Here is a 17,351-nt window from a genome sequence, read left to right on the forward strand (position 1 = left end):
CAATATCGGCGTCCCGTCCCAGCTGAATCCTGCGCGTGGTCCATATGGCGATCGGGTGGCCTTTCGCAGCGCGATTCAACGGCATTGTCTTAACAAGCGACAACGCGAAGATTGTTTGTCGCGCCTCTAAGTCCAAACGGCACTCCAGAGACAATCACAGCCAAGTCGCCCAATCGAACATAGCCTTCGTGGTGCGCGGCCGCCGAGGCGATCCGCGTCATCTCCTCGTAACCAGAAGGATCGCTGGACACGGCACTGTGCACCCCCCATAACAAGCACATGCGCCGAGCCACTTCTCGTCCGGAGTAAGGGCAAGAATCGGCACTGGCGGCCGGCTGCGCGAGATCCGAGCGGCTGTCGTCCCGCCTGCCGTGAACCCGATGATGACCTTGGCGCCAATTGTAGCGGCAAGATCTGCCCCTGCGGCCGCGACGGCATGCGAAGGGGTACTCTCCACGTCAGCTCGAGAAGCCTCGATCAGCGACCGATACAGATGATGCCGCTCCGTGCTTTTGATGATGCGATCCATCATGGCAACAGCGTCGATCGGGTAGGCCCCGCTTGCCGATTCAGCAGATAGCATCACTGCATCGGCTCCATCATAGATGGCGGTTGCGACATCTGAGGTTTCCGCCCGCGTCGGCGTCGGCCCAGCCACCATGGAATCCAACATTTGCGTTGCGATGATGACGGATTTTCCGGCACGCCGACAGGCGCGCACGAGCTCCTTTTGCCGGCCAGGGACCTCCTCGGCCGGGATTTCGACGCCAAGATCACCGCGCGCGACCATAACGCCGTCCGACAAGCCAATGATGTCGTCGATGCGATCGAGCGCCATCGGCGTCTCGATCTTGGCGATCAGACCTGCGGCCTCGCCAATGATGGCGCGCGCCTCGATCAGGTCGGACGGTTTCTGAACAAAGGACAAGGCCACCCAGTCGACCCCAAGATCAATGCCGAACGCGAGGTCGGCGCGATCTTCTTGGTGAGTGGAGATAAGTCGAGCATGGCCCCCGGCACGTTGACCCCCTTGTGGTCCGAGATCAGGCCTCCGACCGCCACTTGCGCAACGATTTCTCCGTCTCCTGGCTCGGTGACCTTCAAGCGCACCCGGCCATCGTCAATGAGAAGTTCTTGTCCGGGATGGACGGCTGCAAAAATCTCCGGATGAGGCAAGGGTATCGATTGCTTTGCTCCTTTGGCTCCATCGATCACAAAGCGGACCGTTTCTCCAGCACGCAAAGCCAGCCTGCCTTCTTCAAGGGAGCCGATGCGCAGCTTTGGTCCTTGGAGATCCTGCAGGATGCCTATCGGCCGGCCGAATTCCCGCTCGAGTTCACGGATACACACATAACACTTGGCGTGCTCGTCGTGGGTTCCGTGACTGAAGTTTAGCCGAAAGATATCGACCCCAGAAAGGTAGAGAGCACGTATCTTCTCAGGCTCGGCACTTGCCGGACCGACGGTTGCCACGATCTTAGCGTGACGCGAGCGATGCAACGTATCCCCCTCTGAAAGAATGTGATTGATCTAGCCATAAAGACCAAAGCCGACCCTTGCGGACTGCCTTCGACGGCAGTTGAGCAAGCCGATGTCCTGTTCGTCAGTCGGTTAACACCATGCGATCGACGCTATTGGCAAAGTAAATCCTGCTTTGAACCGATCCATGACAACCATTGTTTCAATGCGCTTTATGTCTGAACTTTCCTCTGTAAGGCGCCGGGCAAACCGCTCGTAATCTTCCATATCGTTTACCGTAACGAGCAAGACGACGTCGGCCAGACCAGTAACGTAGAATGCGCTCATCACTTCAGGCATCTTTCGAGTTTGCCGCTTTAGACGATCAACGGTATCGGCGCGCGCGCGCTCTAAGGAAATGAGAACCACTGCCGTCACATTCCGCCCAATTGCTTTTGGAGAAATGATGGAAACGTCGGCCTCTATGACGCCCTTGGATCGAAGGCGCTTCAGCCGACGTTGAACTCCGGATGCGGATAGGCCGACCTTACTTCCAAGTTGTTCACTGCAGAGGCGATTGTTTCGTTGGATGAGATCAAGAAGACGAAAATCGATCTTGTCGAGTTGCATCACTGCCTCGCGGCCGGCGGATTGCGATCGCATCGGGGAAGCAGACGCGTGCGCGTCTTGTCCTGACATTTTCGATTCGTCACTACGCAGCCCAGCTGTTGAACGATCGATTTCTCCCGCTGTCATGTGCCTTGGAACACCTATGGGAGCCCAGCTCTTTGCGATCTACCGAAGACAGGTGGTGCGGCCGCCGGGCTCACCACGCTCGAACCCGGCCGCCATCTCGAGAATGTCGCGGATCGGGACCCACGACCGCTGAGAGCTGCTGATGAAGGCTGTCCGACTCCAGTTCTATCGATGCGCGCTCCCGGACCCGTACACATGTTCCCCGCCACACCGAGTGTGGTAGATGGTCAAGCTCCGGAAGCGACGGCTTTTTGCTCCTGATCAGCGGAAAGCATTATTGCGTTGACGGTGCGATATGCGAATACGATGGCGGGACCGATTGTTATGCCTGCCCCGGGATAAATTCCGCGCATCGGCGACGTCATGTCGTTGCCGCAAGCATAAAGACCTTGGATTGTGTTGCCTTGTGCATCCAGGACGTTTCCGTAACTGTCGGTCGCCAATCCGGTCGCCGTGCCAAGCGTTGCCGGAACGATCGGCAACGCGACAAATGGTCCGTCTTTGATTGGTCCAAGATTTGGATTTTTTCCCACGGTCGGATCGCCGAGCGTTCGATTGAAAGCCGATTCCCCACGCTTAAAGAAGGGGTCCCGTCCTTGGGCAGCGTGCGCGTTGTGTTCCTCGATCGTCTTTTGAAGTACGGCGGAATCTAGTCCCAACTGCTTTGCGAGCTCCGAAATCGTTGCACCTGCCTTGATGTAGCCAAGCCGGACATATTTACCGATGCTCAACGTCCAGGGCCATGGCAACAGGTGTCCCATGCCCCTCAATCGCACGAACTGGTGATCGCAGATGAAGTAGAACCGCTTATCTGCGGGATATCCGTTTTCAAACATTGCCAGGCAAATATCGTGGTACGAATTCAATTCATTGACGAAGCGTCTGGCATTTGGACCGACAGCAATGACCCCAGGACGGCCACGGTCGAGCCAGCCGTATGGCACGACCTGCGAGCCGCTGCCGCGTTTCAGGATTGAAACTGGGGTCCAGAAGCCGGCGGATGCAACATCTTTGTCGATGGCGGCCCCGAGCGTGGTTGCAAGCCCAATGCCGTCACCGTTAACATCGACGTGGGCCAACGTAACGTCATGCTGGTGTGCACCACTGAGGTCCGCCCTCAACTGCGCGTTCCCGGCAAAGCCGCCAGTTGCGAGAACAACACCACGCGAGGCGCGCACGCGGACGTCAAGATTGATCCGCCTGACAACGGCACCCGTGACGCGCCCGCCTTCCTTCATGAGTTCGAGCGCTGGAGAAGATGGCCAAATTTCCACGCCGTACTCGCGCAGGCTCACCAGCAGCCGCGCAATCAGGGCATTCCCGCCGCTGAGTTCAGTACCACGCCTGAAGCTGAGCCGATCCCGCGCATAGCGGCAAAGGCGAGTTAAGACGTGCTTGAGCGAGGCAATAGATTGGAGCGGGTTGAGAAAGCTTCTCACCTCGCTCGATGAGATCATCATGCCCCCGAGCACAACCCGAATGGGGTCACCAATCAAATCGAAGTCCTTGCCTAGAAGCCGCCCATCATAGGGAGCGGGACTCAGTGCCCGTCCCCTATCAATGCCGCCAAGTTGGCTCGAGTGATAATCGGGCGTAGAGGCCAAGTTAAACTTGACATTCGTGCCGTTCTCGAGCGCGGTTAGCGCCGCCGGGCCGACTTCGAGATAAGTATCAATGAATTGCGCACGATAATGAGCGCCGAGTTCATGCTGCAGGTATGTCCTCGCATTGGCTATGGTGTCATCGATGTTAGCCGCGCGCGCCTGAGCAGAACAAGGAACCCAGATCATGCCATTCGACAGGGCCGTCGTTCCGCCAAGTCGCGGAGATTTCTCACATACAATGACGCGCAGTCCGGCCTTTGCTGCATAGAGCGCCGCCGACAGTCCAGCCGCGCCGCTGCCGATCACGAGGACATCTGTCTCCCAGTCCTGATCCGACCTCGCCCCTCCTTTGGAGGCGAAAGCGACCGCGTCCGGTTTAGCTCGGTCATTTGGTGTGTTCATGCGGCCTCGCTGCATGTTGCAGTGAACATCAATGAGTTTGCGGAAGCGGGACAGCTTTGAATTCCGCCGCCGCTGTTTTCACTGCCCGTTCAATTGGAATCCTTTCGATTGAGGATGCGCCAACAAAGCCGACACACGCGGTCGCCCGATAGACCTCGATCGTATCTTCAGGCTCGGCAATTGCCCCACCATGGCAAAGCGAGAGGACGTCCGAGCGGACGCTTCGCGCCGCCGCGTTGATCTCATTGATGCGCCGGATCGCCTCCTTTATGGATTGCCCGTCCTCATGACCGACCAGGCCGCCGCGCGTTGCGCCGACATGTGGGACGATGCAGTCGGCCCCTGCACTTGCCATCGCTTTGGCGTCTTGAGGGCTGGCGACATAGGCGAGCGAAAAGATATTCCTCTTGCGCGCGAGAGCGATCAGTTCGACCTCACGTTCAAAGCCGAGGCCGACCCGGCCGCGGCGGTCACGCCAGTTGTCACCCATGGTGGAGATCGTCGGATAGTTGATGACGCCGGAGAACCCAGCAGCCCAGAGCTTGTCCAAAAGAGCATCGAGGTCGAGTCGGAGAGGATCCCAAGCCTCGATACCGCCCACCACCGGCACGGAAGACACCACGTTACGAATTTCCGCGGCAAGCTCCAGCGTGCGTGCGTTGGAATCACCAATCCGGCTCGTGGGAAGTCCCATCAGGCGCGACAGGCCGGTCGAGTAGACCACCAGCATGTCGGCACCTCCAAGAACAGCACATTTCGCGACCAGGCCGCAGCTACTTCCTGCCGCGAGAATTGCTTTTCGCTCCGCCACTTGTCCTTCGATCCTGGAAAGAATTTCGGTTCGCTCAAACATCCGCATGGGATGAACCTTCTTGCGTGAATTGTTCCAGGATCCATGCCGCGGCAGCCTCGGCGAACTCGCCATCGTTAATGTGACAGTTCAGGTCGCGGACCATGACGTGCGCGGAGAGATGTTCCTTGAGCCCATCCAGCCAAGCCTTGTCGGCCTCGGGATCGTAGAAGATGCCGCCTTGGCGGTCGTAATCGGATACGCCTTTCGCCGGCCAAAGGACCATTGTGGGTCCTTTTGCTCGCGATAGCCGTTCTGCCGTGAGCCGGCCAATGCTCGCGTTCTCAGACGCCGTTGTGCGCATGAGCGTCGTGTAAGGCGTATGGGCGTAGAACTGGCGACCGCGAAACTGATCAGGAACGCTCGATGGCAGGCCAAAATTGACCATATCGACCGCACCGGGCGCGATCACTTGCGGAATCTTTTGCCGCGACGCTGCCTTGAGCCGATCCGGACCGGCGCTTGCGGTGCCTCCAACGACTTCGTCTGCGAGCTCCGTCGTGGTCAAATCAATGACGGCGTCGAATTCACCAGCCGCGATCAGCTGCTCCATTTTACGGCCGCCCGCCCCGTTAGCCGGAAAGACGATCGCGTCTACGCCGGCGTCGGCAAGCCGCGCTGCGCACTGATTCGCCGCCGGCGTAGTCACGCCGAAGGCAGTGATCGCAACGATCTTCTTGTCTCGTCCAACCTTGACGGGAACGTAGTGCGTGGCCGCAATGGCACGCCCCGCGTTATCGAGCACCCTTGTGGTAAAGACATTGATGCCGAAGAGATCGACCAGCGTCGGATAGAGGATGATGTCGCTGTGAGTGGCCAATTCGGCGAGTAGCGCAGGCCTTGCGCTACTCACCAGAAGTTTTGGAAAGCCATAAGGCAGCTCAGAAACAACCTCGCCGAAAACCGCGCTCCCCCTGCCACCGGCAACGCCGACAACCGCGCTGATCGCTCCTGATCGCAGGAGGTCACCAACCTTACTGCGCGTCCTTTCAGCAATCTGCTTCAAGAGTTCGGTGGGGGTCTTCGCATCGGCTTGTTTGTCGCCATCACTCCTCTTAGTGCCGATATCGATTAGAATGGTTTTGCGGCCGCACGCCTCGATAATATCGGCAAGGTAAGACGCCTCGCGGCCCTTGGTGTCCAGCGTCGCCACGATCGCGACCGCGTCCGTAGTCGCGGATCCAGTCGCCAGTTCGGACAGGTTACCATCCCGGGCCGACCTCTGGTCGTCCGTACAATGGTGAGACACGATCTTCCTCCCAGAACCATTCCTAACAACAGGTGGTCTAGACCCGGCTCTATCCGGGTATAAGATCGGTGAGGCGTCCAGATGGGTAAGATTGGGTAGACACGGTGAGAGCGAGAGTTCCGGGCAAACTTGCCACACACATGTCGGACATAGCTAAAGGCGGACAATTGCAAGTATACGCGCCTTCTTTGCGCAGCCTTCCAGAAGGCTCCCTGCTGGTCATGGCGACCCTGCCAATCCTCGACTGGAACGACTGTCTTTTGCGAGACTTGCTAACCCTCGACAAGGCAACGTCCGCTCCTCATGTGTATGCGGCGATACTCATGATCGACCCCTTCGCTTGCTGGGAGGATATTGCCGAATTGTTGAAGGATGCAGGCATCACCGGCGTCGCCAATTTCCCGCCCGCATCTATGATCGAGCGGTCGGCGGCGGGCGTACCTGTTGATGCCGGACAGGAGCTCGAACTTCGGCGGATGGAATGGTCACAAGCCTTGGTTTCAAGGCGTTGTTTGCCATCGCGGGCGATTCTGAAATTACCGCAGCGGAGAAGCGACTTGGCTCCCATCTGGACGGGCTCATCCATCTACCAGAAGAGGCTCTTACACGGACGATGAGCGAGCAGATGGAACTGGTGAGCCTTGGCCTGCACGGATCGTCTTTACCGATGTTCGCGCTTTTGGATGGGACGACTTCGAAGCGGCTAGCTTGAGCAAAGTGACGAGCGGGACTGCTCTCTAAGATCCGCAGCTTACTGAGGAGGGGTTAGTCTTGACGACCCCAAGAAACTGGCCGCCTTTCCGCGATGAAGTCTGCTTGATTCAAGCCTTCCATAAATCGCTCTCGCTCGAGAGAATGCATTTTTCGGCTTGACTGTGCGGACTCGCTCAACGGCGGTCTCAGGACGCCCTGATATGCGTATCTGGGAGCGTCAACAGCAGGTTCATGATCTAGGGGGGAATTCAGCGCAGTTTGTGCATTTCCTGCTTGGACCGGCAACGCTGGGCTGCCTCGCGAGGTGATCTCGTCGCTAGCGTCGGAATCAGTCGCAGCTGGCGTTGCAATAGGCATTAGCTAGAAGTTGGATGCGGTCCCGTCGCTAACTGCTATTGCGGCTATTCTCACAGGTATATGGAGGTGATCGTGGTGACGCTTGAAGAACCGCACGGGATCGCAGATTTCCGAGCGCGCGACTTTGTGGCGGCGGTGCACGGCATCGGGACGCCGGGACAGCGCGCGCTTCCAACTCGATGAACTCGCCGGCTCCTTTTGGAGCCTCGGATGGCCTGAATGCACTTGTCACATTGTTTCCGGCGCTGCTCCGTCCCATGATCTTGTTCGTAGCCCGTCTTTTTCGTTACATACGACTTACGCAATGGGCGGGTGTGTCAGGCACGACTATCGTTACGCTGTTCGCCCATCGGACTGGCTGCAATCACCTCAATATTCTCGACTGTGAAGTCGGCATGATGAATCTCCAAAAACACCGCTGCCGGATTTCTCCGGCAGCGGCTCAAGTCTTGGGAGAAAGCAGACGAACCGGTCTGCCAGCGGACCCAAGAGGTCAGAACGGAATTCTGGCCGCCGGTCGCTATTATTCAAATGATGTCGGATTGGTCACGGCGCACGACCTCAGCATCCGGGTAACGTTGGGTAAACCGATCGTATTAGGTGCAGCTGTCTTCCAGGGCTGACGCGACAGTTACCTTCCAACGGCTCTAGCAAAGCGATGTTTGCCGAGCCGTACGGGCACGATTCACTTAACAGATGGCCGCCGGCACTACCGGCCCGCGTGGCCGTCAAAGAGCAACCGACCCTTCGTCAGCACAATAGGCGGGCCAGCTTATTTCCTAATCTAAAGGTTTCTCGCGGCGAGTGATCCGGCCGACGACCAGCGCGGCGTCTTCAGTGCCATCATGCGCGAGCTGTGCCTCCGCTCCGCCATTCGACCCATCATCGGATACGTGAAGCTCCAAGGTCACCTCGGCCGCTGCTGCCTCAAACGCAGTGCCGATGATGCCGCGACGGTCATCCTCTCAGCCGTTGGCCACAACTCACGCCGCACTCTTCCTTGGGTTAGACAACGCTTGGACCTCTTCCCCAACTACTGCGCCGAAACACCCGCCTGCCCCGTCAAGGTCACCGGCGAATGACTCAAAAATCTTCTATCTAGAATTGGCGCTGGAAACCTATGGTGCGAGGTACCGCAGAAGTTCCGGATTGCCGCGGACATCGCCTGCCGCGCCCTGCAGCGCGATCCGGCCGCGATCGAGTACGTACGCGTGGTCCGCCACGCGCAATGCGAGATCGAGGTGTTGCTCGACGATGATGACCGCGATCTCCTTGGCAAGCTCAGTCAAGCGTTCGGTGATCTCCTCGATCACGCCGATCCACACTCCCTCGGTCGGCTCATCCAGCAGCAGCAGTTTTGGGTTTCCAAGTAGCGCGCGCCCGATTGCTAGCATCTTACGCTCGCCGCCCGAAAGCGTGCCAGCCGCCTGATTCAGGCGGTGGCCGAGCTTGGGAAAGATTGTCAGGACCCGATCAATCGCCGAACCGTCGGCGTTGAAGAGCGATCCCATTGCGAGATTATCCCGCACTGAGAGGCGTGCGAACACCGAGTGCTCTTGCGGCACATAGCCGATGCCGGCGCGCACACGCTGCTCGGTCGGGAAGCGACTGAAATCGTGGCCAGCAAAGACCACCTCACCTCTCCAGCTTGGTAGCTCGCCGACAATGGTCTTCATCAGCGTGGTCTTGCCTGCACCGTTGCGGCCAAGCACGGCGACACCGCCACGCCAGGGAATGCCGAGGGTAAGGTCAAACAGCACCTGGCTGCGGCCATAACCAGCGTCAAGATGCCTTATGTCGAGGAATTGTTTAGGCACGGCGTAAGTAGATCTCCTGGACACTCTTGTTGGCCTGGATCTCCGCGACGCTTCCTGTCGCCAGCACCTTGCCCTGATCGAGAACGGTGAGTCGGTCGCAGATGTCGCGGATGAAATCGAGATCGTGCTCGACGATAACGAGGGAGCAATGCTGTTTGATTGGTCGCAAGAGTTCGCCGGTGACGCGGCGCTCCTCCAGGCTCATGCCCCCGGTAGGCTCGTCTAGCAACAGGAGCCGGGGCTTGCCCGCGAGCGCCATCGCAATCTCCAGCCATTGCTGCTGGCCATGGGAGAGCGTTGCGGCGGCATCAAACGCGCGATCGGCGAGACGGAACTGGGTGAGCATCATCATGACTTGGTCGTGCAGCTGTCTGCGGCTGCGCGAGAACACAAGATCAAGCAGAGAGCAGTGCCCCTGCAGCGCGAGCAGGATATTGTCGTAGAGGGTGAGGGTTGGCAGCACCGATGTGATTTGAAACTTCAGGCTCATGCCAGCCCGGGCGCGCTCGCTGGGCGTGAATGCGGTGATATCAGTGTTGATGAAGCTGACCTTGCCTTGCGTCGGCACCTCCGCCCCCGCAATGCACTTCATCAGCGTGCTTTTGCCCGAGCCGTTCGGCCCGATCAAACCGTGGAACTCGTTCTCGCCGACAGTGAGCGCCGCACCATCGAGTGCAGTGAGCTTGCCGAAGATCTTTCCAATGCCTGCGGCTTCAAGAAGCGACATGATGCTGCGCCTTCTTGTCTTGCGCTTTCGCGGCGAAGCTGCCAACGCGCTCACGCTCCGTCAACATCATGCTGATGAGCCCGAGCGGCCGGAAAAGGATCACGAGCAGCAGGAGCAGGCCCAGAATAATCGGCCAGATGTCGCGGTAATTGTCCGACAGCCAGAAGGAGAGGCCTTCGACGATAGCCGTACCGATCACCGCGCCGATCAGCGTGCCGGAGCCGCCGAACAGTACGTAGAGCACGACCTGCGTGGAGACCACAACGCCGACCATATTGGGCCAAACGAAACCCTCGTGGGAGGCATAGAGGCTGCCGGCCAGGCCTGCGATAGCACCCCCGATCGCGAACACGCTGGCCTTCAGATGCTGTGTCTTGTAGCCGAAGAAAGCGATGCGCTGCTCGTTCTCGCGCAGGCCTGCGAGCGCGAGGCCGAACTGCGAGCGCACCAGGAAGCGGCATGCGAGATAGACAATGACAAGAAGCCCCAGTGCGAGATAGTAAAAGATCGGCCCTTCCGAGAATTCGTACGAGCCGAGCGTCATTGGCGGAATCGAGGGAATGCCGTTCTGGCCGCCGAGGTAGTACCAGCCGCGCGCGAGACGATCGGCGGCATAGGCGCCGGTGAGCGTACCGAGTGAAACGAAGATCACGCTGGCCGGATGCTTACCGAGTATGAGGAATCCACCGAGCAGCAGCGCGAAGACGAGGCCGATCAGTGCGCCAGCCGGCAGCACCAAAAGGATCGAGGTGATGTCGAGGTCGCGTGCAAGCAGCGCGACGCCATAGCCTGCCGAGCCGAAGAAGAGGGCCTGCCCAAAACTCATGATCCCGGCATACCCCCACACCAGATCGAACGAAAGAGCGAAGAGCGCCAAGATCACGACGCGAGTCGCAAACACCGTAAGATAGTCATGCAGCATTACCGGGAGGACTAGTGCTGCAATCAGCACTAGCCCTTCGATGATGAGCAGGACCCGTCGCGCAGGGCTAACTTGTCCCGCAAAGCCAGTTTCAGCCAATTCAGCTGTCGCACAATTCACTTCTAATGTGGGCACCGATGGCCTCTCTACCGCGCTTGTCGCTTTCATGGCGATGCGTCAGCATTCCCTGGGATCGACAAGCCCATTGCTGCGTTGCACGATTTCAAAATTCCCGCTCTTGCACACGGCCGTGTACATGTTCATCTTACAGTGGCGCTTGCCCGGCACCATCTCGGCCGGTCCGCCCGGCCCTTCCGCGATCTTAGCGTGATCGAGCGTCGCAGCTACCGACTCGCGATCGACCTTCCCCGCTTCCTTGACGGCGGCTTCCCAAAGTTTCAGCCCGCGATAAGTGCTGGGCGCGGCGCTGCTCGCGGCAAACAGGGAATCGCCTGGATAGTCCTTTTCATAGGCCGCCTGAATTCTGGCGGAGACCGGATCATCTTTGGCGACTGCTTTGTAATAATCGAGACAACTCGCAAGCCCTTCCATCTCATTGACCGCATGGAGGCTGAGATAATTCTCATCCTCATTCACGGCAGCAAGCCGGCCGCCGTTCTTGAGATAACCCGCTTCAGTGAGCTGCTTGAACAGGGGGCCGACGCCGGGTGGAATGACGGTGTTAAAGACAGTATCGGCCTTGTTGGATATAATCCCGTGGACAGTGGCGGAGAAATCGACCTGGTCGAGAGGATAATACTCCTCGTACACCACTTCGCCGCCATTGGCTTCGATCAACTTACGGGCGTATGCGTTCAGGTTGCGCGGCCAGATGTAGTTGGAACCTGGAAGGGCAAACCTCTTGCCGCCGTTTTTGATCAGCCAAGGGATGAATGTGTCGCATTGCTGCGCCGGTGTGGCGCCGCTACAGAACAGGTTTGGTGTGCATTCCTGACCTTCATAGAATTGCGGATAAATATAGAGCGTCTTGCCGCGTGACACGATTACATCCTTGATCGCGTTGCGCATCGAGCTGGCGAGGCCGCCGAGCACCATGTCCACCTTGTCGCGCTGGATCAGCTTGCGCACGTTACCCACCGCGACCGATTCATTGGAGGCGGTGTCTTCGACATACAGCTCGATCGGTCGGCCCAAGAGTCCGCCGGAATTGTTGATCTCCTTGACCACCATTTTGGCAACATTGGCATCCGCCTTTCCGGCAAAGCCGATCGGGCCGGTGAGATCGATCGCGATGCCGACCTTGATCGGACCTTCGGCCGCATTGGCCCAGTCGGGGCGGATCACCCAGCTGCCGGCGCCTGTGGCGATCGCACCAGCCGTGAAAGCGAAGTTCGAAAGGAAACGACGGCGTGTAAGTTGGACGCGATCAGTCATCATATGACTACACTCCCCTTTGCGCGATGAGGCCTTGCGGCCGACACTTGATGAAAGAAATAGCAAGCACGAAGACGAGCACATCGGCGACTACTGGTGCGACAGCCCAGGGTAGCGCCGCGCTGACAGCGCCAATGATGCCGGCTCCTGCGACCGGTCCGATGAAGGAGCCGACGCCACCGACCATGACCGCAACAAATCCCTGGATCAGAAAACGAATTCCGAGATCGGCAAATAGATCGAAAACCGGCACGATAAGGGCACCGGCGAGCCCCGCTAACGCTGCGCCAAACGCAAAGGTGGCGCCATAGATGAACGTCGTCGAAACGCCAGAGGCGCGCGCCAGCGCCGGATTTTCCAGTGTCGCCCGAATGCGCAGGCCGAAGCTCGTGCGCGACAGAAGCAAATAGCAGGCTCCCATCACCAAGCCCGTGATCACGAGTATCGTAAAGCGCCAGGCCGAGATGTGCATCGTGGCGATATTGATAGATCCGCCAATCGGCTCCGGAACGGTCAGATAAAAGCCGCCAATCAGGCCACGCACCGTCTCTCGGATGATAAGACCGAGCGCATAGGTGCCGAGCATCGCCACGATCGGTGCCGCATAGAAGCGGCGGATAATGAGCGCTTCGAGCACAAAACCCAGCAATCCGACCAGGATCGGTGCGGCCGCCATGCCAACCCAAACCGGCAGGCCATGACGATAGGCGAGATACGTAATATAGGCACCGAGCAACACGAACTCGCCTTGGGCAAAATTGAAGATGCCCATCATGCTCGCTATGACACCGAGGCCGAGCACGATCAGGACCATGATCGCGCCGAAGCTCAGAATGTTGAATGCCGCCATGAAAGTGTTAATCATAATCCATCCGCGCGCGATCGCAGCTCGCCTCACATCTTCTTCCAGTCGCCTATCTGTTCGAAGGCATGGGCAGCGCGATAGACGGTGGATTCCTCGAAGTAACGACCGACCAGCATCAGGCCGACTGGCAAGCCGTCGACCATTCCGCAGGGCAGGGACATGGCTGGATGATGCGTAATGTCGAATGGCGCGGTATTGGTGAACATCTCAATCGCGCGCGTGAAATAGTCCTCGCGACTGGCGTCGGCAGGCGGCAGCGGCGTTGCCTTCATCGGCGTCGTCGGCATGAGCAGCAGATCGTAGGTCTCGAGAGCTTTGTCGTATGCTGCAGCGAGGCGGCGGGAAATATTGAGCGCCTTGCCGTAAAACCTGGAACCAAAAGTGTTTTTGATGTGGGTGCCCAGCAACAGGAACAGCTTGTTCGTCTCCGACAACGAGTCCGCCTGCCGCCGCCAACCGCGATGGAAATCCATAAGCGACGTTGGGTACAGATCGCCTCGGCTGAGACCATAGCCGTCGCCGAACATCATGGTCTGGACGGCGCCCTCGGTTCCGATCGGGGTCCAGATCGCCGCCCCCAGGAGATGCATCGGAATCGAGACGGTCTCAACGGTTGCACCGAGATCCTTAAAGCGCTTGGCTGCCTCGCGCACGCTCTCATTAACCGCAGCCTCGGCAGACGGCTGCTCGAACCCTTCCTTGAGGATGCCAATCTTCATCCCTTTGATGCCTGCACCCAAGGCCTTGGTGTATTCATCAACCTTTGGCGCCTTGATGCGCGAATCGTAGCCGTCGTCACCGGCGATCACCTCCAGTAGCAGCGCGTTATCGGCCACTGTTGCCGTGATCGGTCCGGTGTGATCGATAAAGACCTCGATCGGCATGATTCCCGTGTAGGGAACGAGACCCCAAGTCGGCTTCATACCGTATGTGCCGCAGAACGAAGACGGCATACGGATCGAGCCGCCCTGGTCGCCGCCGATCGCCATGTCGACCTCGCCGAGCGCGACCACAACCCCGCTTCCCGAGGAAGAACCGCCGGCCGAATAGCCCATCTTGTGTGGATTGTGCACCGGGCCGGTTGCATTGGTGTGGCTACCGCCGGAGAGACAGAAGGCCTCGCAGTGGACCTTGCCGGCGATCTCGGCGCCAGCGTCGAGCATGCGTGTAACGATAGTGGCGTCGAAGTCGGGTACGTAGCCTTCGAGGGTGGCCGAGCCATTCATCATGGGCACTCCGGCCAACATAATGTTGTCTTTCAAAGCAACCGTCTTGCCCTTCAGCTTGCCGCTGGCGTTGCCCTGGATCGTCGTCTTGCGGTACCAGGCGTTGCGAGGGTTTTCGATCGGAGACGGCCGATAGCCGGGGGTACGCGGATATCTGACCACCGGCAATTCGTCGGGCATCGCAGCGACGAGATTGTACGCTTCGAGTGAGCCCTGCATCAGGCCTCGGAACGAGGCAACGTCCTCATCGGTCAGCGAGAGACCACACTGTTCGGCGATGCTAAGAAGCTGGGTTGGCGTGGGAAGGGCGACTGACATGAGGCTCTCCTAAGAAATTTCGTCCCGGCATTTGGACGTGCCGCCTATCGAGCATTCTACGATGGCCGCTTACCCGTCATATACTGCGGAGCACCTGCATTCGCCCAAAGAGGGCGCGCAACGCGATCTGGGTAATATTGGGTAAAGTGGTCCGGCGCTGAGTGCATTTGCCGGTGAGGAGCCCCTGCCGAGCCGTCAAGCCTTTGCCGGTTCGTATCGCGGTTAGCGCAAGCACCGCGTTAAATGACGAAAGGGCGCGGCGACGCAGGAAGACCAGCGTCGCCACCTTAGAGTTGCAATGTGGCAGCCATCTGACAGAGCTGCGCAAGGCGTTAGCGGCTTAGTTTCCCGAGGAAACACGTAGCTACTTGACATTGGATCAGCAATATCTGCGCGCTGTGAGAAGCCGATGTGCTCCAAATATTGAATGATCAAACGTTGGAAGCTGAAACCGTATTGATTCAATTCCCTTCGGCGCGCCGCCAAGTTCGGGGGGCGGTGCCGGTGCTGCGCTTAAACTCACGACTGAAGTGATAGACATCGCAGAAACCGCAACGTTCGGCGATAGCACCGAGCCCCGCGTCGGTTTCCAGGAGTAGCTTTTGTGCCATCATAATTCGCTCTCGGATCAGCCAGCGCCTCGGGCTTATCTGCAGATACTTTTGGAATAACCGCCGCGTTTGTGCGGCGCTGAGACCGGTGACAGAAGCCAATTCCTCGGCATGCCAGGATCGCTCCGGGGCGTGCCGCATCTTTGAGACGATAGCGCGCAATGGGGCGGGAAGACGCAACTCACCGTGCTTAGGTGAAGGCGCTGCGATCAGGTGCAACAGCTCCGCCACAAGGTGATTGAGAGCCATATCGATATTATCATCTCTGGCGCGCAAAACATCAAACAGCTCGTCGAACCACCGTTCGATGTCGTTCGGCGTCAATATCGTCGCAAGAGTTGCGCCAGCGCCAAACACCTTTCGCCGAATGGCCGCACAGTTCGGTCCGTCGATCCGTACCCATAGAACGGTCCAGGGATCGCTCTCATCCGGCCAGTGCGCATGCGGCGTCTCGTTAGCGATCCAAATCAACTGATTGCGCCCAATACTGAATGTCCTCCTCTCGCTGGATACGAAGCCATGACCCGCCGTGCAGTAGAGAATGTCCTGGCCCGGATAGCTATCTCGCGCGATGTGATGGTCAGGGGCGGTAATGGCTTTACCAGCCCTCAGCACCGTAAAGGCGCAGCGAGCCCAGGCGACATCAGGAAGGACATACTGATGGCTCTCAAGGAAAAGGGTGCGCTGCAGTATTTTCTGCATGCGCGTTTTATATAAATCCGAGCGCGCTTTGTCCATTTCTACCTGCGAGCTTCACACTTATGCTTGCTCATAACGATAACAAGCAAACTCGCCGACGGGCATTTCCGGATGCACGTTTTGTATCCTTTGGCTGCCGCGAGTACTCAGGGAGGAGCCGGTGCCGATACTCAGCGCCTGCGATCAGCGCCACCAAGCTGAGCGTCGCAATTTCCCTGTGCCGATATCGTGGAGGCAATCCACACAAGCGCTGGTCTTAAGCACCTTCAAGGGAGGAGTTGATGGGTAAACCGAAAATCACCGTCGTTGGCAGCTTCGCAGTGGGACTTACCATTCGGGCTCCGAACATTCCGGTCTTCGGCGTGACAATGCTCGGCAGCAGTTTCGATATGGGGCCCGGCGGAAAGGGCTCAAACCAGGCGGTTGCGACCGCGCGGCTGGGGGCGGACTCTTCGCTGGTGGCCATCATCGGCAAGGACAAGTTCGCCGATATCGCAACCGATCTGTTCAAGGCCGAAGGCGTTGGTACAGCAAACGTCAAGCAAATTGCCGAAAGTCCGACGGCGGTGGGCTTCATCATTCTCAACGAGCGCGGTGAGAATTTCATCATCATGGACTATGGCGCAACCAACGCCATGGACCCGGCTTTCGTCGATCGCGCCGAGAGCCGCGTTCGGGAAAGCGATGTCGTGATGGCGGTCCTCGAACCTCCGGTCGAGGTAGCAATGCGAGCCATGGAGCTGGGCCGAAAACACGGCAAGATCACTGTCCTTAATCCAGCTCCCGCGGCGCCACTTCCCGATGAGATCTTCCCGTTAGTCGATTACCTGACGCCGAACGAAAGTGAACTTCGCATTCTGCTCGGTCTGCGACCGGACGATCCACGGCCTTCGCGCGAGCTTATGGAGGTCCTGCGTAAGCGCGGCGCCGCCAATGTGATCGTAACCCTTGGCGATCGCGGTGTGCTCATCGTCACCGACACGATCGATACAGCCATCCCGGCCGCTGAGGTCCACGTCGTGGACACGACAGGCGCTGGCGACGCCTTTAATTCGGGCTTCGCCGTGGCTCTGGCCGAAGGCCGGGATGTGATTGACGCCGCACGCTTCGGGGTTTGCTGCGGCGCCCTGGTCTGCACCAAGCTCGGGGTCATTCCTGGCATGGCAACACGCAGAGCCGCCGACGAGATGTATCGTACAATTTTCGCCTCGGGTTGAAAGGAAGCAGGGAATGAACCCGAACCACACCTTCCAGATTTCGACTCGGCTTGCACCGTGGTCAAGACAGGCAATAGCGAGGTGAGGTGCGGCTTCCAGCCAGAGTGCCGAAACCCGCCGCACTCCTTTTCGCCTGATCTCGCCGTCGATCCAGGGCATCCCGC

The 17,351-nt window shown here is 58.7% G+C and carries 14 protein-coding genes and 1 pseudogene; 3 read left to right on the forward strand and 12 right to left on the reverse strand.

Annotated features, from left to right (window positions below; all coding sequences use genetic code 11):
• Positions 1–89: 89 nt before the first annotated feature.
• From pyk to ACSKB8_RS03935, 5 genes and pseudogenes are all read right to left on the reverse strand, one after another.
• Positions 90–1,434 (reverse strand): annotated as a pseudogene (gene pyk / locus ACSKB8_RS03915) (pyruvate kinase).
• A gap of 177 nt (positions 1,435–1,611) precedes the next feature.
• Positions 1,612–2,088: an Lrp/AsnC family transcriptional regulator gene (locus ACSKB8_RS03920; RefSeq protein WP_438110374.1), complete on the reverse strand. Its 477-nt coding sequence runs from the start codon at positions 2,086–2,088 to the stop codon at positions 1,612–1,614.
• Between the two features lie 353 nt (positions 2,089–2,441).
• Entirely contained in the window at positions 2,442–4,220 is a 1,779-nt protein-coding gene (locus ACSKB8_RS03925) for an FAD-dependent oxidoreductase (protein ID WP_438102641.1), read from the reverse strand.
• Positions 4,221–4,248: 28 nt separating this feature from the next.
• Positions 4,249–5,079, reverse strand: coding sequence for a phosphoenolpyruvate hydrolase family protein (locus ACSKB8_RS03930; RefSeq protein ID WP_438102643.1), 831 nt, complete (start codon positions 5,077–5,079; stop codon positions 4,249–4,251).
• Positions 5,066–6,319, reverse strand: coding sequence for a Tm-1-like ATP-binding domain-containing protein (locus ACSKB8_RS03935; RefSeq protein ID WP_438102644.1), 1,254 nt, complete (start codon positions 6,317–6,319; stop codon positions 5,066–5,068). Before ACSKB8_RS03935 ends, ACSKB8_RS03930 begins: the two co-directional genes overlap by 14 nt.
• Before the next feature lie 140 nt (positions 6,320–6,459).
• Here ACSKB8_RS03935 and ACSKB8_RS03940 point away from each other — a divergent pair, with 140 nt between their 5' ends.
• On the forward strand, positions 6,460–6,936 hold the full coding sequence (locus ACSKB8_RS03940) for a hypothetical protein (RefSeq protein ID WP_438102646.1): 477 nt from the start codon (positions 6,460–6,462) through the stop codon (positions 6,934–6,936).
• Positions 6,937–7,569: 633 nt separating this feature from the next.
• Complete coding sequence (locus ACSKB8_RS03945) at positions 7,570–8,013, forward strand: hypothetical protein (RefSeq protein WP_438102648.1); 444 nt, start codon at positions 7,570–7,572, stop codon at positions 8,011–8,013.
• Positions 8,014–8,508: 495 nt separating this feature from the next.
• On the opposite strand, the gene ACSKB8_RS03950 is transcribed toward ACSKB8_RS03945, so the two are convergent.
• The 7 genes from ACSKB8_RS03950 to ACSKB8_RS03980 all read right to left on the reverse strand — a co-directional run bounded on the left by ACSKB8_RS03950 (position 8,509) and on the right by ACSKB8_RS03980 (position 16,009).
• The gene (locus ACSKB8_RS03950) at positions 8,509–9,207 is read right to left on the reverse strand and encodes a branched-chain amino acid ABC transporter ATP-binding protein (protein WP_438102650.1); all 699 of its coding nucleotides are present in this window, start codon (positions 9,205–9,207) and stop codon (positions 8,509–8,511) included.
• Positions 9,200–9,934: an ABC transporter ATP-binding protein gene (locus tag ACSKB8_RS03955; RefSeq protein WP_438102652.1), complete on the reverse strand. Its 735-nt coding sequence runs from the start codon at positions 9,932–9,934 to the stop codon at positions 9,200–9,202. The genes ACSKB8_RS03950 and ACSKB8_RS03955 overlap by 8 nt, the downstream gene beginning before the upstream one ends.
• Entirely contained in the window at positions 9,921–11,024 is a 1,104-nt protein-coding gene (locus tag ACSKB8_RS03960) for a branched-chain amino acid ABC transporter permease (RefSeq protein WP_438102654.1), read from the reverse strand. The genes ACSKB8_RS03955 and ACSKB8_RS03960 overlap by 14 nt, the downstream gene beginning before the upstream one ends.
• 9 nt (positions 11,025–11,033) lie before the next feature.
• Positions 11,034–12,251, reverse strand: coding sequence for a substrate-binding protein (locus tag ACSKB8_RS03965; protein WP_438110376.1), 1,218 nt, complete (start codon positions 12,249–12,251; stop codon positions 11,034–11,036).
• Between the two features lie 7 nt (positions 12,252–12,258).
• Positions 12,259–13,116 carry a branched-chain amino acid ABC transporter permease gene (locus tag ACSKB8_RS03970; RefSeq protein ID WP_438110377.1) on the reverse strand — a complete coding sequence of 286 codons (858 nt, stop codon included), beginning with the start codon at positions 13,114–13,116 and terminating at the stop codon, positions 12,259–12,261.
• A gap of 29 nt (positions 13,117–13,145) precedes the next feature.
• Entirely contained in the window at positions 13,146–14,660 is a 1,515-nt protein-coding gene (locus ACSKB8_RS03975; RefSeq protein WP_438102655.1) for an amidase, read from the reverse strand.
• Positions 14,661–15,121: 461 nt separating this feature from the next.
• Positions 15,122–16,009 (reverse strand): helix-turn-helix domain-containing protein, encoded by an 888-nt coding sequence (locus tag ACSKB8_RS03980; RefSeq protein WP_438102657.1) that lies wholly within the window; start codon positions 16,007–16,009, stop codon positions 15,122–15,124.
• 242 nt (positions 16,010–16,251) lie between these two features.
• On the opposite strand from ACSKB8_RS03980, the gene ACSKB8_RS03985 reads away from it, so the two are divergent.
• A complete protein-coding gene (locus ACSKB8_RS03985) occupies positions 16,252–17,187 on the forward strand; it encodes a ribokinase (protein WP_438102659.1) in 936 nt (311 codons plus the stop codon).
• The last annotated feature ends 164 nt before the right edge of the window (positions 17,188–17,351 follow it).

This window comes from Bradyrhizobium sp. BR 1432 (assembly GCF_051547705.1).
GTDB lineage: Bacteria > Pseudomonadota > Alphaproteobacteria > Rhizobiales > Xanthobacteraceae > Bradyrhizobium > Bradyrhizobium zhanjiangense.

Bases quoted from the DNA above. Each gene is read 5' to 3' on its own strand.
- ACSKB8_RS03955 (WP_438102652.1), bottom strand. From the start codon at position 9,934: ATGTCGCTTCTTGAAGCCGCAGGCATTGGAAAGATCTTCGGCAAGCTC.
- ACSKB8_RS03965 (WP_438110376.1), bottom strand. From the start codon at position 12,251: ATGACTGATCGCGTCCAACTTACACGCCGTCGTTTCCTTTCGAACTTC.
- ACSKB8_RS03970 (WP_438110377.1), bottom strand. From the start codon at position 13,116: ATGATTAACACTTTCATGGCGGCATTCAACATTCTGAGCTTCGGCGCG.
- ACSKB8_RS03930 (WP_438102643.1), bottom strand. From the start codon at position 5,079: ATGCGGATGTTTGAGCGAACCGAAATTCTTTCCAGGATCGAAGGACAA.
- ACSKB8_RS03925 (WP_438102641.1), bottom strand. From the start codon at position 4,220: ATGAACACACCAAATGACCGAGCTAAACCGGACGCGGTCGCTTTCGCC.
- ACSKB8_RS03940 (WP_438102646.1), top strand. From the start codon at position 6,460: ATGTCGGACATAGCTAAAGGCGGACAATTGCAAGTATACGCGCCTTCT.
- ACSKB8_RS03985 (WP_438102659.1), top strand. From the start codon at position 16,252: ATGGGTAAACCGAAAATCACCGTCGTTGGCAGCTTCGCAGTGGGACTT.
- ACSKB8_RS03920 (WP_438110374.1), bottom strand. From the start codon at position 2,088: ATGCAACTCGACAAGATCGATTTTCGTCTTCTTGATCTCATCCAACGA.
- ACSKB8_RS03960 (WP_438102654.1), bottom strand. From the start codon at position 11,024: ATGAAAGCGACAAGCGCGGTAGAGAGGCCATCGGTGCCCACATTAGAA.
- ACSKB8_RS03975 (WP_438102655.1), bottom strand. From the start codon at position 14,660: ATGTCAGTCGCCCTTCCCACGCCAACCCAGCTTCTTAGCATCGCCGAA.
- ACSKB8_RS03945 (WP_438102648.1), top strand. From the start codon at position 7,570: ATGAACTCGCCGGCTCCTTTTGGAGCCTCGGATGGCCTGAATGCACTT.
- ACSKB8_RS03980 (WP_438102657.1), bottom strand. From the start codon at position 16,009: ATGGACAAAGCGCGCTCGGATTTATATAAAACGCGCATGCAGAAAATA.